17 protein-coding genes are annotated in these 16,085 nt (G+C 67.6%); 9 read left to right on the top strand and 8 right to left on the bottom strand.

Annotated elements, in window-relative coordinates; genetic code table 11:
* Nucleotides 1-20: 20 nt before the first annotated feature.
* The 3 genes from ACSFA5_RS03850 to ACSFA5_RS03840 form a co-directional block, all read right to left on the bottom strand.
* Nucleotides 21-269, bottom strand: coding sequence for a helix-turn-helix domain-containing protein (locus ACSFA5_RS03850; protein ID WP_435442683.1), 249 nt, complete (start codon nt 267-269; stop codon nt 21-23).
* 13 nt (nt 270-282) lie between these two features.
* On the bottom strand, nt 283-1,110 hold the full coding sequence (locus ACSFA5_RS03845; protein ID WP_435442682.1) for an HDOD domain-containing protein: 828 nt from the start codon (nt 1,108-1,110) through the stop codon (nt 283-285).
* Between the two features lie 208 nt (nt 1,111-1,318).
* The gene (locus tag ACSFA5_RS03840; RefSeq protein ID WP_435442681.1) at nt 1,319-1,534 is read right to left on the bottom strand and encodes a hypothetical protein; all 216 of its coding nucleotides are present in this window, start codon (nt 1,532-1,534) and stop codon (nt 1,319-1,321) included.
* A 205-nt stretch (nt 1,535-1,739) separates the two neighbouring features.
* On the opposite strand from ACSFA5_RS03840, the gene ACSFA5_RS03835 reads away from it, so the two are divergent.
* Together ACSFA5_RS03835 and ACSFA5_RS03830 are read left to right on the top strand one after the other, a co-directional pair.
* Entirely contained in the window at nt 1,740-2,480 is a 741-nt protein-coding gene (locus ACSFA5_RS03835) for a Crp/Fnr family transcriptional regulator (protein ID WP_435442680.1), read from the top strand.
* A gap of 137 nt (nt 2,481-2,617) precedes the next feature.
* Nucleotides 2,618-3,331: a Crp/Fnr family transcriptional regulator gene (locus ACSFA5_RS03830; RefSeq protein ID WP_435442679.1), complete on the top strand. Its 714-nt coding sequence runs from the start codon at nt 2,618-2,620 to the stop codon at nt 3,329-3,331.
* Between the two features lie 31 nt (nt 3,332-3,362).
* Here the strand turns inward: ACSFA5_RS03830 and ACSFA5_RS03825 are convergent, their stop codons facing one another.
* From ACSFA5_RS03825 to ACSFA5_RS03805, 5 genes are all read right to left on the bottom strand, one after another.
* Nucleotides 3,363-3,620, bottom strand: coding sequence for a DUF1488 family protein (locus ACSFA5_RS03825; protein ID WP_435442678.1), 258 nt, complete (start codon nt 3,618-3,620; stop codon nt 3,363-3,365).
* Nucleotides 3,621-3,769: 149 nt separating this feature from the next.
* Nucleotides 3,770-4,483 (bottom strand): response regulator transcription factor, encoded by a 714-nt coding sequence (locus ACSFA5_RS03820; RefSeq protein WP_435442991.1) that lies wholly within the window; start codon nt 4,481-4,483, stop codon nt 3,770-3,772.
* Nucleotides 4,484-4,494: 11 nt separating this feature from the next.
* A complete protein-coding gene (locus ACSFA5_RS03815; protein ID WP_435442677.1) occupies nt 4,495-6,036 on the bottom strand; it encodes an efflux transporter outer membrane subunit in 1,542 nt (513 codons plus the stop codon).
* A gap of 31 nt (nt 6,037-6,067) precedes the next feature.
* A complete protein-coding gene (locus tag ACSFA5_RS03810; protein ID WP_435442676.1) occupies nt 6,068-9,223 on the bottom strand; it encodes an efflux RND transporter permease subunit in 3,156 nt (1,051 codons plus the stop codon).
* Complete coding sequence (locus tag ACSFA5_RS03805; protein WP_435442675.1) at nt 9,220-10,341, bottom strand: efflux RND transporter periplasmic adaptor subunit; 1,122 nt, start codon at nt 10,339-10,341, stop codon at nt 9,220-9,222. Before ACSFA5_RS03805 ends, ACSFA5_RS03810 begins: the two co-directional genes overlap by 4 nt.
* Before the next feature lie 237 nt (nt 10,342-10,578).
* Here ACSFA5_RS03805 and ACSFA5_RS03800 point away from each other — a divergent pair, with 237 nt between their 5' ends.
* The 7 genes from ACSFA5_RS03800 to ACSFA5_RS03770 all read left to right on the top strand — a co-directional run bounded on the left by ACSFA5_RS03800 (nt 10,579) and on the right by ACSFA5_RS03770 (nt 16,077).
* Nucleotides 10,579-11,277, top strand: a complete 699-nt coding sequence (locus ACSFA5_RS03800; RefSeq protein WP_435442674.1) for a response regulator transcription factor — start codon at nt 10,579-10,581, stop codon at nt 11,275-11,277.
* Nucleotides 11,274-12,656 carry a sensor histidine kinase N-terminal domain-containing protein gene (locus tag ACSFA5_RS03795; RefSeq protein ID WP_435442673.1) on the top strand — a complete coding sequence of 461 codons (1,383 nt, stop codon included), beginning with the start codon at nt 11,274-11,276 and terminating at the stop codon, nt 12,654-12,656. The genes ACSFA5_RS03800 and ACSFA5_RS03795 overlap by 4 nt, the downstream gene beginning before the upstream one ends.
* A 1-nt stretch (nt 12,657) precedes the next feature.
* Nucleotides 12,658-12,771: a hypothetical protein gene (locus ACSFA5_RS03790; protein ID WP_435442672.1), complete on the top strand. Its 114-nt coding sequence runs from the start codon at nt 12,658-12,660 to the stop codon at nt 12,769-12,771.
* Between the two features lie 116 nt (nt 12,772-12,887).
* Nucleotides 12,888-13,247: a hypothetical protein gene (locus ACSFA5_RS03785; RefSeq protein WP_435442671.1), complete on the top strand. Its 360-nt coding sequence runs from the start codon at nt 12,888-12,890 to the stop codon at nt 13,245-13,247.
* A 47-nt stretch (nt 13,248-13,294) separates the two neighbouring features.
* Entirely contained in the window at nt 13,295-13,855 is a 561-nt protein-coding gene (locus ACSFA5_RS03780) for a DedA family protein (protein WP_435442670.1), read from the top strand.
* Between the two features lie 219 nt (nt 13,856-14,074).
* Complete coding sequence (locus ACSFA5_RS03775; RefSeq protein WP_435442669.1) at nt 14,075-15,385, top strand: NUDIX hydrolase; 1,311 nt, start codon at nt 14,075-14,077, stop codon at nt 15,383-15,385.
* Nucleotides 15,382-16,077, top strand: a complete 696-nt coding sequence (locus ACSFA5_RS03770; protein ID WP_435442668.1) for a nitroreductase — start codon at nt 15,382-15,384, stop codon at nt 16,075-16,077. Before ACSFA5_RS03775 ends, ACSFA5_RS03770 begins: the two co-directional genes overlap by 4 nt.
* Nucleotides 16,078-16,085: the final 8 nt, after the last annotated feature.

Genomic DNA, 16,085 nt, shown 5'->3' with positions numbered 1-16,085 from the left:
GCTCGCCGCCTGGTTGGGGACTACGGCTGCCGCAGCTGCGTCGTGATGCCGTACAGCACCAGCATGCCCACCACGTGCCCGATGGCGACGCCCGGTTCGCCGGACTCGATCCGCGCGATCGTCTGCACGTGCACGCCCAGTCGAGCGGCCGCCGCGGACTGGCCCTCGCCCGCGCCGATGCGCCCCGCCTTGGCGGCGGCACCCATGTCCTTGATCGCCTGAAGAGCGTTCTCGCCGATGTCGGCGGAAACCCGCTTGCCTTGTGCCATGGACTGCGCGGGCTCAGGCGATCATCGATTCCAGATCGAACGCCAGTTCGCGCGGTGCCGGCATTTCCTGGACGATTTCCTCGGACAGGCCGATGGCGTCGGCCGAGAGGGCCGGCCAGACGTGCTTCGCATCGCCGATCACGAGCCCTTCGCGCTCCAGCGCGACGCGCCACACCGCGAGATGCAGAACATTGGCCAGCGGGTCTTGCTGTTCGCAAGCCATCGGGTCGGCAAAGCCGGCCAGGGCGCTGGTGAAGTCGGAGGCAAATTCCCAGCGTGCCGCCAGCCGGGCGCTGACGTCGCCGTAGTGGTAGCCCCACTGCTGCTTTTCCATTTCCAGGCGGCCCATGGCGTCGAAGGGGTGGGCTGCATTGAGCGCTGCCATCTGCTCCTTCATGGCGCCGGCCATGATCAGGTGGCCGATGGCGTGCATGCTGCCGACGGTGAATGCAAGGCTCTGGTCCACGCGCCGGGTCTTGCCGGCGAGGTAGCGCGCCACCGATGCCACGCGCAGGCTGTGCGACCAGAACGCCGGCAGGTTCACGCCGTCGACCTTGCGGAAGGTGCCCGTGAGGCCAGAGCTCACCACGAGGGAGCGGATCGAGGAGAAACCCAGCATCTGGATCGCGTCCTGGATGGACGAGATCTTTCGGCGAAGCCCGAAATAGGGGGAGTTGACCTGGCGCAAGACCCTGGCGGTCAGCACCTGATCGAGTTCGAGCCTGCGTGCCACTGCGCTGACCGCGGCATCTTCGTCGCGCAGGATCTCGATGAGATCGAACACCACCTTCGGTACCGTGGGCAGCAGATGGCTATCGGCAAACAGGTCGTCCAGCGTCATCGCGATCTTGGAATGAGTTTTCTCGAAGCCCGGAATTTTGCTGCAATCGAAAGGTTTCAGGGTGGCGAAAATCGGTTTTTTTCGGGCACTGTGGTATGGCGATCGAATTTCATGCCGCCGACGGGAATGCGCGCATGGAAATCGACAAATTCCCCAGCGCACTGATGCAGGCCATCGGCTTCCGGCCCGGCGCCGGCTTGCGCCGCCGCTAGCGCTTCCGGCCCGACGCGGAGTGGCCCTTGGGCGTCACGCGCATCACGGTGGCCTGGCCGGAATACACGGTGCGCCCGCGCTGATACAGCACCGGCGGCAGGTCGGCCTCGATGAGTCCCGCGTTGCGCAGCACGTCGCACATCTGGATTTCTTCCTGGTCGTCGATCGTCAACGGCAATCGCGCGCAGCACAGGCGGCTGAGCATTCGCATGGGCATTCGACCTCCTGCGCCCCCGCATGGGTTTTCCTCTGGCGCAGGGGTGACTTGTTCCCACGCTAGCCGCAAAGCGGTGCCGGCACCGTTCGCCAGCGCACCGACGCGCCCCAAAACAAATTGACCGCGCTTTGTGCGCAACCGCACAGACGCAGGCGGTTGCGCCGCAGAATCATGTGAACTTTGGAAGCCGCTCCCTGTCATGGCATTGCCTTCGCGTTCATCTTCGTTGCCTGCGGCTGCCGCGCGCAACAGCCTGCTGGATGTCATCCCCGCCGAGGTGATGGCCCGGATGAAACCGCTTCTCGAACTGGTGCCGCTGCGTCTGGGAGAAGTGCTCTACGAGTCCGGCGTGGTGCAGCAGCACGTGTTTTTTCCGACCGACGCCATCGTTTCGCTGCTGTATGTGCTGGAAAACGGGCAATCGGCTGAAATTGCGGTGGTGGGCTTCGAGGGCATGGTGGGGGTTTCGCTTCTGATGGGCGGGGGCAGCACGCCCAATCGGGCGGTGGTGCAAAGCGCGGGCAATGCCTACAGGGTGAGCTCGACCCATATCAAGGAACTGACCGAAAAAGGCGGCCCTTTGCTTCACCTGCTGCTGCGCTACACCCAGTCGCTCATCACGCAGATGTCGCAGACGGCGGTGTGCAACCGGCACCATTCGCTGGAGCAGCAGCTGTGCCGATGGCTGCTGTTGAGCCTCGACCGGCTGCCCGGCAACGAGCTGGTGATGACGCAGGAGCTCATTGCCAACATGCTCGGCGTGCGGCGCGAAGGCGTGACGGAGGCGGCGGGCAAGCTGCAGCGCCTGAACCTCATCAAGTACGCGCGCGGCCATATCACCGTGCTCGACCGGCCCGGGCTCGAACGCCAGGTGTGCGAGTGCTACGAAGTCGTCAAGCGCGAAACGGACCGGCTGCTGCCGGACCGGCCCGCCACCTGAGCCTGCGCGCCCGGGCTTCCGTATTCCACTCGGTACGCAGGCGCACAGATGACGACACTCCGGCGGGCAACAATGCAGACGCCGACGTGTTCATGCGAAGGCGCTTCGGCTCTTTCCCCTTTTCAACAGGCGGTTCCGTGACTCCAGACCCCGCCGCCCCGGTTCTCAACCGGCTGCTCGAAGCGCTGCCGCCCGCGGACCGGGACCGCCTGCTCGCTCGCTGCGACAACGTGCAGCTGGGGGCGGCGCAGGTTCTGTACGAGCCTGGCGACGCGATCCGGCACATTCACTTTCCCACCAGCGCCTTTGTGTCGCTCGTGTCGGTGGCGGACGGCCACGACGGCCTGCAGACCGGCATGGTCGGCAACGACGGTGCCCTGGGCTACGAGCTGTCGCTGGACGCCCAGCGCGCGCCGCTGCGCACGCTGGTGCAGGGCGCGGGCCTGGCATGGCGGCTGACGGCGAAATCGTTCGAAGAGGAACTGCTGGAAAGCGCCACGCTGAAGCGCGTGCTCAATCGCTATGTGTGCGTGCTGCTGGCCGAGTTCGGCCGCCTGGGCCTGTGCCACCAGTTCCACCAGATCGAGGAGCGCCTGGCGCGCTGGCTGCTCACCACGCAGGACTGCGCGCATTCGGCGCGCCTGACGCTCACGCACGAGGTGCTGGGGCGCATGCTGGGCGTGCGACGGGTGGGCATCACCAACGCGGCCACGGCGCTGCACACGCGCAGCCTGATCGACTATCGCCGCGGCGTCATCACCATCACCGACCGACAAGGGTTGGAGAACGCGGCCTGCGATTGCTACCGGGCGAACCGGCGCAGCTACGCGGACCTGCTCGCCCAAGGCTAGGAGTCAAGCCTGGGGCTCGCTCGCGGGCTTCTCAGGCCGGGCTGCGCATGTCGTGCTCGCGCAGCATCACGGGCTCCATCGCGCCCTGCGCCAGCCGGCGCCGCACGGCCGCCTCGATCTCCTCGACGTGCTGCCCGAAGGTCTCGAGCGAATCGGCGCTCTCGGCGGTGCGAAAGTGGTAGCGCAGCGCCTCCCTGCCGATGCTGGCGCTCACGGCCTGGCCGCCGTCCACGGTCACCGAGAAGCGGACCGTGCCGGAGGCGTCATGAAAGTAGGGGGCGTCGGACATCGTGGAGATCTTTCTGGAGGCAGGGTGGCGCGCAGGCATCGGCGCAGGCCGATGCCCCCGGCACTGTCGCATGCGCGAGGCCCTGCGTCTGTGCGGTACCGCTCCGAGCGTCACCGTGCAGGCCCGCGCGCCACAGGCCTGCGTCATCGTCATCGATGGCGATCGTCCTCGCCGGCCGTCGTGGCTTGCAGCAGGTAGCCGACGCCGCGCATCGTGAGGATGGACGCTCCGCTGCCGCACAGCTTCTTGCGCAGCCGGGAGAGAAAAGCCTCGATGGCGTTGTCGCGCAGCGACTCGGTCTCCAGAGAGAGCGCCCCCGACAACACCCTCTTGGCAACCGCTTGCCCTGGCGCACTCATGAGCTCCCACAGGATCTGGAACTCCCGGGCCGGGAGCTCGAGCGGCGTGCCCGCCACGGCGAAGCGGCGCGCCTTGCGATCGAGCCTCAGCTGCCCGACCGTGACGACGTCTTCGATCCCCTGCGAACGGCGCACCAGCGCACGCAACCGGGCCTGGACCTCACTGACGTCGAATGGCTTTCCAAGGTAGTCGTCGGCCCCTGCATCGAGTCCGGCGATGCGCTCGTCGGGGGTGTCGCGCGCGCTCAGGACGAGCACTGGCGTGCGATCGCCGCGGTCGCGCGCCAGACGCAGCACCGCCAGTTCACGTGCGAAGCCACTGGTCGTGCTGGCGGTATGCGGCAGCAGCAGATCCAGCACGACCACATCCGCGCCTTGCGTGCGCCATTTGCAGTCGGCGTCTTCGACATTCGTCGCCAGCACGACCTGGTGACCCGAGTCGCTCAGACTGGTCAGCAGGAAGTCGCTGAGAACCGGGTCGTTGTCGACCAGAAGGATATGCATCGCCTTGACCGTCATTTTGCCGAGACCGCCTCCTCGGCGAGGCCCTTCGCATCGCTGTGCCACCAGCCGCCGCCCAGTGCCTGAAAGAGCGTCGCGGTGTCGCCGAGGCGGCTGGCGCGCGCTTGCACCAGGCTCAGTTCGGCTTGTCTGTGAGACTGCTCGGCCGCGATCAGCGCGACCCGGTCGAGATAGCCGCGGCTGTGTTGGCGCCGAGTCAGGTCGAGCGCGGTCTTCGCCGCGCTGGTCGCCTCGGCAGCCGCGCCCAGTGCGTCCGCGTCGGCCTGGATGGCGTGCAGCGCATCGGCCACGTTCTGAAACGCAACGATGACCGTCGACTTGTACTGGGCCACGGCCTGGCGCTGCTGCTCGTACGCGGCACGTTCGCGATGCCGCAGGGTGCCGCCGTCGAAAATGGGTTGGGCCACGCCCAGCGCCAGATCGAAGAACCGGCCGCTGTTCCAGAACATCTGGCTGAAACGGCTCGCAGCACCGCCGACCGTCGCGTCGATGGAGAACTGCGGCAGCCGGGCGGCTCGCGCCACGCCGATCTGGGCATTGGCCGCGCGCAGCTGCTCCTCGGCGGCCCGCACGTCCGGGCGCTGCTCGACCAGACGCGAGGGCAAGGTCAGCGGCAGCTCCGACGGCAACCGCAACGTGTCGAGATCGAAGGAAGGAACGTCGTCGTCCTGCGCCTTGCCCGCCAGGGCCCGCAGCAGATCGCGGTTCTGCTCGAACTGCTTCTGCAGCGGCGGCAGCAGCTGCTTCGACTGGGCCAGGGCGCTCTCCTGCAAGGCCAGTTCCAGTCGCGAGACGTAACCGGCCTTCAGCTGCCGGCGCACCAGGTCCGCGGATGCGGCGTTGGCGTCGACGATCTGCCGGATGAGTTCGATCTGCCGGCGCAGCAAGGCGTCCTGGAAGGCCGCGGCGACGATGTTCGACGCCAGCGTGACGTAGGTCGCCCGCAGTTGATGCTCCTGCGCCTTGGCCTGCGCTTGCAGCGATTCGACCTGGCGGCGGTTGCCGCCGAAGACATCCGGCACATAGCCGACCGTGATCTGCGCCGTATGAAAGTTGTAGATGACGGGACCGTTGAACGGTGCGCTGCCGCCTTCGCTGGCCGGGGTGTTCTGGCGGGTGCTGATGACCGAGCCGTTGCCCTGGATCCCGGGAGAGTTGCCGCCCAGGTTGCCGGCAATCTTGGTCCGTGCCGGCGAGTAGCTGGCCTGCACCGTCGGAAAGAAGAAGCCCTGCTGCGCGGACACGTTCTCCTGCGCGGCACGCAGGGCTGCCTGTGCGGATTCGATGGTCGGGTTGGCCAGGAAGGCCCGCTCGATCAGCGCGTTGAGCACCGGCGATTCGAACAGCGTCCACCAGTCCGCCTGGATGTCGCGTTCCAGCGCAAAGCGCTGCGCCTCGACACCCGAGGCCGCCGTGGCAGTGCCGGGAAACCCCGGGTCCGAGCCGTAGCCGCTGGACGGTGGCAATTCGGGCCGGACATAGTCCGGACCGACCGCGCAGCCCGCCATGAGCGCGGCGGCGGCGAAGGTCGTCAAGGCAATGCCGGGAAGATGGCGTTTCATTTTTTCAGGCCTCCTGGAGCGGGCCCGCAGGCACGGGCGAGGCGGGCGCGCCCGGTTCGTCGCCCGGTTCGGAGAAGTTGCCGAACAGGCGTATCGCCACCGGCAGCACCAGCAGGGTGAAGATCGTTCCCGTCACGATGCCGCCCACGATCACGCAGGCAAAGGGACGTTGCGTTTCGCTGCCGATGCCCTGCGACAAGGCGGCGGGCAGCAGACCCAGGCCCGCCATGAGCGCGGTCATCAGGATCGGTCGCAGGCGAATGGCGGCTCCCTGGGTGATCGCTTGCGCGACCTCGGCGCCCTCGCGCACCCGCTGCATCACTTCCTCGACCATGATCACGCCGTTCTGCACCGAGATGCCGGCCACCGCAATGAAGCCGACCGCGGCGGAGACCGACAGATGCAGCCCGGCCAGTCCCAATGCGGCCAGGCCGCCGATCAGCGTGAACGGCACCATGCCGAGCACGAGGCCCGCCAGCCGGACGGAACGGAACGCCCAGAACAGCAGCGAGAAGATCAGCAGCACCGTCAGCGGGATGATCACCATCAGCCGCTTCGTGGCGCGTTGCGAGTTCTCGAACTGGCCACCCCAGCTCAAGTCGTAGCCCGGTGGCAGCTTCACTTGGTCGGCGACCACGCGCTGCGCCTCTTCCACGAAGCTGCCCTGGTCACGTCCGATCAGGTTCACCTTCACGATCACGCTGCGGGAACCGGCTTCGCGCAGGATGCGCGAGGCACCCTGGCGTACTTCGATCGTCGCCACGTCGCTCAGGGCAACGGTTCCCGGACCGTTGCCGACCTGGGTGCCAGGCAGCGCGAGTTGCAGGTTGCCGATCGCGTCGACGCTGTTGCGGTTCTTCTCGTCCACGCGCACCACCACGTCGAAACGCTTGTCCTCCTGGAAGAAGCTGGTCACGGCCACGCCGGACATGGCCTGGTTCACCAGCGTGTTGACATCGTTGATGCCGATCCCGTACCGGGCCAGGCGTCCGCGGTCGGGGGTGACCACGACCTCCGTCTGCCCGCCGATGCGGGTGGCTTCAACGTCCGTCGCCCCCCGTATGCCCTGGATCACGCTGGCGACCTGCGCGCCCTTGTCCTCCAGGATGTCGAGGTTGTTGCCGCTGATCTTGGCCACGATCTCGCCACGGAACCCGGAGAGCGATTCCTCCACGTTGTCCTGGATCACCTGCGAGAAGTTGGTGCTGATGCCGGGGATCGCGCCCAGCCGGTTCGACATGTCGGCCACCAGCGCCTCCTTGTTCGAAAACTGCCATTCCTTGTGCGGCTTGAGGTCGACCAGGATCTCCAGGTTGTTGGGGCCCTTCGGGTCCGAGCCGTCGTCGGGCCGGCCGGTCTGCGCAATGACATGCGCCACTTCGGCGTAGTCGAAAAGCCTGGCGCGCACCAGGCGCTCGACCTGTTTGGTCGTCTCCAGCGAGGCCGAGGTGGGCAGCGTCACCGTCAGCCAGATGTTGCCTTCGTCCAGCTTCGGAAGGAATTCGCTGCCGAGCCGGGGCGCCAGCAGAAGTGCGACCGCCACGGGAACCACCGAAAGGCACAGCACCACGTGACCGCGCCGCATCGTCATCCCCACGAGCTGCTGGTAGCGCTGCTGCAGCCAGTCCAGCCAGGGCTTGTGACGCTCGGCCAGGGCGTTGCGCTGCAGCACGTACGACAGCAGGGTCGGCACCAGCGTGAACGTCAGGAGCACCGCCCCCAGCAGGGCGAAGCTCAGCGTCAGCGCGACCGGCGTGAAGATCTTTCCCTCCACGCGCTGGAAGGTGAAGATCGGCACGAACGCCAGGATGATGATCGCCTTCGAGAACAGCACCGGGTGGGACAGGTCCGTCATCGTGCGGTGCAGCACGTGCAGGCGGTGCTTTCGGGCGGACAGCGGGTGCTCGTCCTGGGCAGACCTGAGCGCGAGCCGCACCATCAGGGCCTCGACGATGACCACCGCGCTGTCGATGATGATCCCGAAGTCCACCGCGCCGAGCGAGATCAGGTTGGCCGACACGCCGCGTGCGTTCATCAGGATGAAGGCAAACAGCAGCGCCAGCGGAATGACCGTGGCAACCACGAGGGCCGCGCGCCAGCTCGACAGGAAGACGACCAGCACGGCGATCACCAGCAACGCGCCGATCACGAGGTTCTCCGCGACCGTGGCGACGGTATGCCGCACGAGCTCGGTGCGGTCGTAGATCGGAACGATCTTCGCGCCCGCCGGCAGGCGCGTCTGCACCTGGGCGATGCGCTCCTTCAGGTCCGCGTTGATCTTGGCAGGGTTGCCGCCCTTGGTCATCGAGACGATGCCTTCGACGATGCTGTCGCGCTGGTCCGCGGCCACGATGCCGAAACGCGGGCGTTCGCCTTCGCGCACCTGTGCCACGTCGCCGATGGTGATGGCGCGTCCCTGCCTCGCGGCGATCACGACCTTGCGAATGTCCTCGAGGCTCGCGTAGAGACCGGCGGAGCGCACCACCAGCGAAGCATCTCCCTGGCGAAGCAGGCCGCCGCCGGCGCTGCCGTTGCCGTTGCCGGCGGCCTGGCTGAGCTGGTCCAGCGTGACCTGGTACTTGCGCAGGGCGAGCGGATCGGCCTCGATGCGGTACTCCTTGATGGCGCCGCCGAAGCTCACCACGTCCGCGACGCCCGGCGTCATGCGCAAGACCGGGCGGATGGTCCAGTCCTGGAGCGTGCGCACCTCCGCGTCCGTCATGCCCGGTGCCTCGACGGTGTAGCGGTAGATCTCGCCCACCGCGGTGGACAGCGGCGCCAGCTGCGGCTGGACGCCGGTGGGCAAGGTGACGGTCGACAGCTTCTCCGTCACCTGCTGGCGCGCGAAATAGTTGTCCGTGCCATCGGCGAAGGTGAGCGTGATGATCGACAGCCCGGTCATCGTGACGGAACGAACGTTGATCAGCTGGGGCGTGCCCGACAGTTCGCGCTCGATCGGCAAGGTGACCGAGCGCTCCATGTCTTCGGGTGCCTGTCCCGGCAATTGCGAGATCACCCGCACCTGCACGTCCTGCACATCGGGAAAGGCCTCGATGGGCAGGTTGGACAGCGCATAGCCGCCGAAGCCGATCAACGCGGCGACCAGCACGAGCACGAACACGCGCTGCGTGAGCGCGAAGACGATGATCCGGTCGATCATTGCTTGTCGCCCGCGCGGGCGCTCAGCTCGGCGTCCAGCAGCAGCGCGCCGCTGACGACCACGCTCTCGCCGCCCTGCAGGCCTTCGCCCACGTAGCTGAAGTCGCTGCCCTTCGTCAGCAGCTTGACCTGCCTGCGCTGGAATTCCCCCGGCGCCGGCTGCACGAAGACGAATGCATAGACACCGCGATTCACAAGGGCGCCGTTGGGCACCCGCACGCCGGTGCCGCTGTCCTGGAGCACCGAGGCGCGAACGAACATTTCAGGCAGCAGCCGGCCGTCGACGTTGTCCAGCCGTGCCCGCACGGTCACCCGGCGCGTGTTGGTGTCGACGACCTGGCCGAGCTGCACGACCTTCGCGTTGAAGCTTTCGCCCGGATACGCATCGCTCTCGACCGAGACCGCGCTGCCCAGCTTCATGCGCCCGAGCAGCTTCTCGGGCAGGTCGATCATGAGCCACAGGCGCTTGGGGTCGGTGACGACGAAGAGCGGTGCCGACAAGGAAGGACTGACCTCCAGCGCGGGGTTCGCCGTGCGCTCCGCCACGACCCCGTTCAACGGACTGGCGAGACTCACGCGCTGGCCTTGCACCGCGAGGCCGCGCGGGTTCAGGTTCTTCAGGCGGAGTTCGGTGCGCGCGCTTTCCGCGCGCGCTTGCGCATAGTCGGCCTGGGCGGCCTCCAGGTCTTTGGCCGCGATGCCTTCTCCGGGCGCCAGGTCCTTGGCGCGCTCCAGGATCAGGCGCTTGCGGCCTTCGTCGGCGTGCGCCTTGTTCAGGTCGGCGTAGGCGGTGCCCACATCGGGCGAGTCGATTTCGGCGAGAACCTGGCCCGCCTTGACGAGATCGCCCGGCGCCGCCTTCAGCGTCAGGATGCGGCCCGAGATCGGGACGCCGATGCGCGCCGTGGCGTCCTCGTCATACACTACGCGCGCACTGAGGGCGTCCGCCAGCGGGACCGGCGAGGAAGGGATCGCACGCGATTCGATCATCGTCAGCTGCGAGGCACCTTCCGGGTAGCGCAGGCTGTTGCGAGCGCCGTTGACGGAGGGCTCGGCCGCCACTTCGGCCTTGCCGGCCACCGGGTCCTGCCGACGGTTCGCGAGAAGCCACGCTGCCATGGAAACCACAATGACTGTCGCCAGCACCCCCAAGAGAGCCTGCTTTCGTTTCATGTTCGCTGTACTTTCTGATTTGGCATGCCGACGTCGCGGATCTCGCGGCGTCCCGGGTGGGGAGCTGCCGAGCGGGATGAGGCTAGTGAGGCAACCTTGCAAACACCTATCACGGCAGCTACGTAGTTCCCACAGACCTCGCGGATGTCGCCGGGCCGCGACGGCCGCCGGCATCCGTTTGCCATGCAACTGCTTCTGATCGAAGACGACGTCACCATCGCGCGCGAACTGCAGTTGCGCTGGCGTGCACGTGGCTGGGTCGTCCGTTCGTGCGACACGCTGGCCCAGGCGGACGCGGCCATCGGCGAAGCAGGTGCCGACCTGGTCGTCCTCGATCTGCAGCTGCCCGACGGCGACGGGCTCGACTGGTTGCATCGGTTCCGCCAGCAGGATGCACAGACGCCGGTCCTGGTGCTGACGGCCCGGGACCAGGTGGCCAACCGGGTCGAAGGACTGAAACGAGGGGCCGACGACTACCTCGTCAAGCCGTTCGCTCCCGAAGAACTCGACGCGCGCATGGAGGCGCTGCAGCGCAGGACCCAGGTGGTGCGCAGCGCGGGAACCCAGTGCGGACCGCTGGTCCTGCTGCCGGAGCAGGGACGGGCATTTCTCCACGGCCAGCCCATGGACCTGCTTCCACGCGAACTCGAGGTGCTGAGCCTGCTGGGGAGGCGATCTCCGCGGCTGGTTTCCAAACGCGTGCTGATCGAAGCGCTGACGGAGCGCAACCTGGAAGTTGGCGACAGCGCCGTGGAGGTCTATGTGTCGAGGCTGCGCCGAAAGCTGGCGGACTCCGGCGTGACCATTCTCACGGTGCGCGGTTTCGGGTACCGCCTCGCGGTGACCGGCGCGCCGGGCGCCGACGGGGAGCCTTCGGCGTGAAGCAGTCCCGCGTGCGTCGACTGCAGAACGAGCTGAACCTGCGGCTGATGCTGCCGGTGCTGGTCATCGTGGCCCTGACCGGCCTGCTCGGCGCCTTCGGTGCGCAGCTCATGGTCGACAAGGTGTTCGATCGCTGGTTGCTCGATACCGCTCGTTCGCTCGCCGACCAGGTGCGCGTTGTCGACGGCCGGCCCCTGATCGAACTTTCGCGGCAGTCGGAAGCGCTGTTGACCTATGACGTCTCGGACCGCATCTACTTCGAAGTCGTGCAGGACAACCAGCACCTTGTCGGGCACGTCGGACTGCCGCTGCACGGCGATCGCGAGAAAAGCTACAGCTTCGGGGCACGCGCCTACGACGCACGCTACGAGGGCCGGGACGTTCGCGTCGCCTGGATCCCGGTCACCACGCCCGGCGCCAGCGGCTTGTCGGTGCTGAGCGCCGAGACGCTCGTCAAGAGACAGCGCGCGCGCAGCGATCTGCTGCTGACGATGGCGCCGATCGGCGTTCTCGTGCTGGTGGCTGCGTTGATCGTGGGCATGACGGTGCGGCGCACGATCGGTCCCCTGGAGCGCATCGCCGCCCGATGGAACGAGCGATCCCATGTCTCGCTGGACCCGATTCCGGTTGACGACGTTCCGCGCGAGTTGATGCCCTTCGCTTCCGCCCTCAACGATCTTCTCCAGCGTATTCGAGCCATGCTGGAACGGGAACGCCAGTTCGCAAGCACGGTGGCCCATCAATTGCGCACCCCGCTGACGGGATTGCGCCTGGGCCTGGCTCGCGCTGCCCAGGCCGGGGATGCTGCGTCGATGCGTGCAGTCGTGGAGGAGCTCGGTGCTTCGACCCAACGCACGGCGAGACTTGTGCAGCAACTGCTCGCCATGGGTCGGCTCGATCCGGAAGGCCGGGTCGATCTGGATCTGGTGGACGTCGATTTGAACGTGCTCGCGCACGAGGTGGGGGAGACGTATCTCGAGATGGCGTCTGAAAAGAAGATCGAACTCGAACTGGTATCGAGCGAAGCGGAGGTTGTGGTCCGTGGCCAGCCGGACCTGTTGAGCGAGGCGCTGGGCAACCTCATCGACAACGCCATCCGCTACACGCCTGCCGGCGGAAGCGTCCTGATCTCGCTGCATGCCTCCCCTGCGTCTGTCAGCGTGGCCGACTCGGGTCCGGGCGTTGCGGCCGATCAGCGAGAGGCGGTCTTCGAGCGCTTTGTCCGCGGACGCGAACCCACCGGTGAAGGAACCGGCCTGGGCCTGGCGATCGTGAAGGAAATCGCGCTCCTGCATGGCGCCGAAGTGCAACTGACCGACAGCGAGCTGGGCGGTGCGAACCTGACGATCCGCTTTCGGCCGTATTCCACATCGCGATGAGGTGCTCGTGCACCACGATTTCGAGTTTCGTGTGCTCGACACAGAAGGTCATCGCATCAGGACCATCGCCATTGTCAGGATGCCGCGCCGAGCCGTGGGCGATGCGAATTCGTAGTGCGCCTTTCTCAGGGCACGACGTTCCAGGCAACCGGGCTTCTACGTCAGAGACAGAAAGAATCAGCGCCGGCATCGGCAGAAGAATCGGGTCTGGCACGCGGACAAAGTCAGGTCATGGTCATGCACCGCGCGCTCAAGATCGAGGCTCCCTACGAGCCCCAGGAGTTTTCCTTGATGAGTGTGAATGCAGCAACGCCCCCGACCGCCGGCATCCCCGGCCCATGGCCGCAAAGAGTTCGCCTTCCGCGCAAACCCGGCCCGCGCCCGCAGCAGGTGTCGGCCTACCGCTTGTTCATGCTGTTCGTGTTCACGTGCATCGTCTTCGCCGATGTCTGGGCCGATCTGAAAATGCCCGCGGCCGTCATCCAGGTGGTCGGCCCGATCTCCGTGATCGTCTGGGTCCTGACGCTGCTGGGTGCGTTGGAGTTCGGGCCCTTGGCCGTCGTCAGGAAAGCGCTGCGCGGTCGTCGGTGATCCACTGAGCCGAGTGCGGGGCTGGCCCGCACGCCGAGAGAGAAACAATGTCTGTGCCCGGGCTGCTTGCCGACTATGGATATCTGGCCGTCTTCGTGGGCAGCCTGCTCGAAGGTGAAACCGTTCTCGTCCTGGCGGGCTTCGCCGCCCATCAGGGCTATCTGTTTTTCCCATGGGTCGTCGCGGTGGCCTTTTGCGGCGGCACGCTCGGGGACCAGATCTTCTTCTTCATTGGCCGCCGCTATGGCCATGCGCTACTTCGCCGCCTGCCGCGGCTGGCGGACAGGGCCGGACGAATCGATCGACTCCTGCTGCGCCACCACGCCGCGCTGATCGTCGGCGTGCGCTTCATGTACGGGCTGCGCATCGTCGGCCCGATCGTGATCGGGATGAGCCAGGTTCCGGCGCGGCGCTTCCTGTTGTTCAACATGATCGGCGCGGCGATCTGGGCGCCCCTGGTGGCAGGCGCCGGATTCCTGTTCGGCCGGACCATGCAAGGTCTGTTCGAGGGCCTCGAGCGCTACGAATGGATCGCCGCGCTGGCGATCGTCGGCATCGTCGGCCTGGTGACACTCGCTCATCGCGTGTGCACCGGCCGCAGGCGATGAGGGAGGTGCCTGGGCATCCGGAGGCCGCCCTCCGTGGTCGAGAACCACGACCGGTTGCTGCGGGCGGCGGGCGGCTGGAAGATACTTTGGCGGCGCATCCGCAGGGCGATGCGGCCCTGAAATTCCGGCGCTGAAAAGCCGTCGGGTGTCGCGCCCGGGACGCCCCATGGCGACCGACCCGCTAACCTTTGAACGTATCCACCACAGATGAATGTCCCGATGAACCAAGGCATGAAGGCGCCGGCTGCGCCCGGGGTGCGGCCGATTCGCACGGCCGCTTCGCTCATCGTGCTGCGCGACGGCGCGGCCGGGCTCGAGGTGCTGATGCTGCGCAGGGCCGAGAAGGAAGCCGACCAGAACAGCGGCGCCAGCGTGTTCCCCGGCGGCACGGTCGACACGCACGACCCCGCCATGCACGCGGCCTGCCGCGGCCTGGACGACGCGGCCGCGAGCCTGCGCCTGGCGGTGCCCTCGAACGGGCTCGACTACTACGTGGCCGCCGTGCGCGAGTGCTTCGAGGAGGCCGGGCTGCTGTTCGCCTCGGACGCCGCGGGCCAGCCGGTGGCGCTCGACGCACTGCCGCAGGACGAACGCGCCGCCATGCGCCACGCGGCCGAGCTGGGTTCCGACGCGCTGCTGCACATGTGCAGCGAGCGCGGCTGGCGGCTCGCGGTCGACCGGCTGCGCTATTTCAGCCATTGGCTCACCCCGCCGGGCATGCCGCGCCGCTTCGACACCCGCTTCTTCGTCGCGCTGGCGCCGCGGGCGCAGACCCCGAGCGCCGACACGCGCGAGACCGTCGAGTGCCTGTGGCTCACGCCCGCCGAGGCGCTGAGCGAGCAGCGCGCGCTGAAGCTCATGAACGTGACGCGCCGCATCCTCGAACAGCTGCAGTCCTTCGGCACGGCGCAGGCCTGCATGGACCATGCGCAGTCGCTGCGCGAGGTGCCGATGATCATGCCGCGCGTGGCCACCGGCGAAGGCGGGCGTCATCCGGTGAACCCGTGGGAGCCGGCCTATGCCGAGCTGGGGCGCATCGACCCCGACGGCCACGGCCAGGGCCGCCATGCGCTGGAAGACGGGCTGGTGGTGCGCCTGTCGCCGCATGTGGTGCGCGTGACGACCGGTGCGCAGGCCGAGCGCAACAGCTACCTGGTGGGCGGCGGCGAACGCAACGAATGGGCGCTGATCGATCCCCCTGGCGATGACATCGCGCTGGCCGCCGTGCGGGCGGCGGCACCAGGGGAGATCCGCTGGACGCTGTGCACCGGCGCCGCAGACCCGGCGCAACACCCGAACGGCCTGCTCGACCTCGGCGGCCTGACGCTGAAGACCGTGCAGGTTTCAGGTGAACGCTGCTTCCTGCTCACGCAGGAGAACACGCTCTTCAGCGGCCACTGCACGCCCTCCGCGCTCTCCGCGTTCGCTCCAGTGGCCGCGTCGCCGCACACCGTCGACTGGATCGCGCCCGCGCAGGGCTTCCTGCGCACGCGCGCCGAACCCATGCAACCCTTGGTGGACCCGGCATGAAACCCACCCCTTCAGACGCCTTGCAGGCCGGTGCCTTCGACGCCGTGCTCGACGCGCGCTACAGCTGCCGAGGCTACCTCGCCGAGCCCGTGCCGCGCGAGGTGATCGACGCCATCCTGCGCGCCGCGCAGCGCACCGCCTCATGGTGCAACTCGCAGCCCTGGCAGGTGGCGGTGACCAGCGCCGCGGCCACCGAGCGGCTGCGCCGCGCCATGGCCGAGCCCGAGGCTTCGGCCGACCCGTCGTTCGACATCGCGCCGCCGGCCGAGTACCGCGGCGTGTACCGCGAGCGGCGGCGCGAGTGCGGCTTTCAGCTGTACGACAGCGTGGGCATTGCGCACGGCGACCGCGAGGCCTCGGCGCGGCAGGCGCAGCTGAACTTCGAGTTCTTCGGTGCGCCGCACATGGCGCTCGTCACCACCGAGGCCGTGCTCGGCACCTACGGCGTGCTCGACTGCGGCGCCTACGTGAGCAACTTCATGCTGGCCGCCAGGGCGCGCGGCGTGGCGAGCATCGCGCAGGCGGCCATCGCGTCGCGCGCGAAGTTGCTGCACCGGTGGTTCGACATTCCACCAGACCGGCAGGTGGTGTGCGGCATTTCGTTCGGCTACGAAGACCCGGAACATCCGGCCAACCGCTTCCGCACCACGCGCGCCACGCTCGACGAGGCGTCCCGCTGGGTGGACGCCTGAAGCTCGCC

The sequence above is a fragment of the Variovorax monticola genome, assembly GCF_051216855.1.
GTDB lineage: Bacteria > Pseudomonadota > Gammaproteobacteria > Burkholderiales > Burkholderiaceae_C > Variovorax.
Note: the sequence above shows the minus strand (reverse complement) of the source record. Positions and strands in the feature narration are given on the sequence as shown.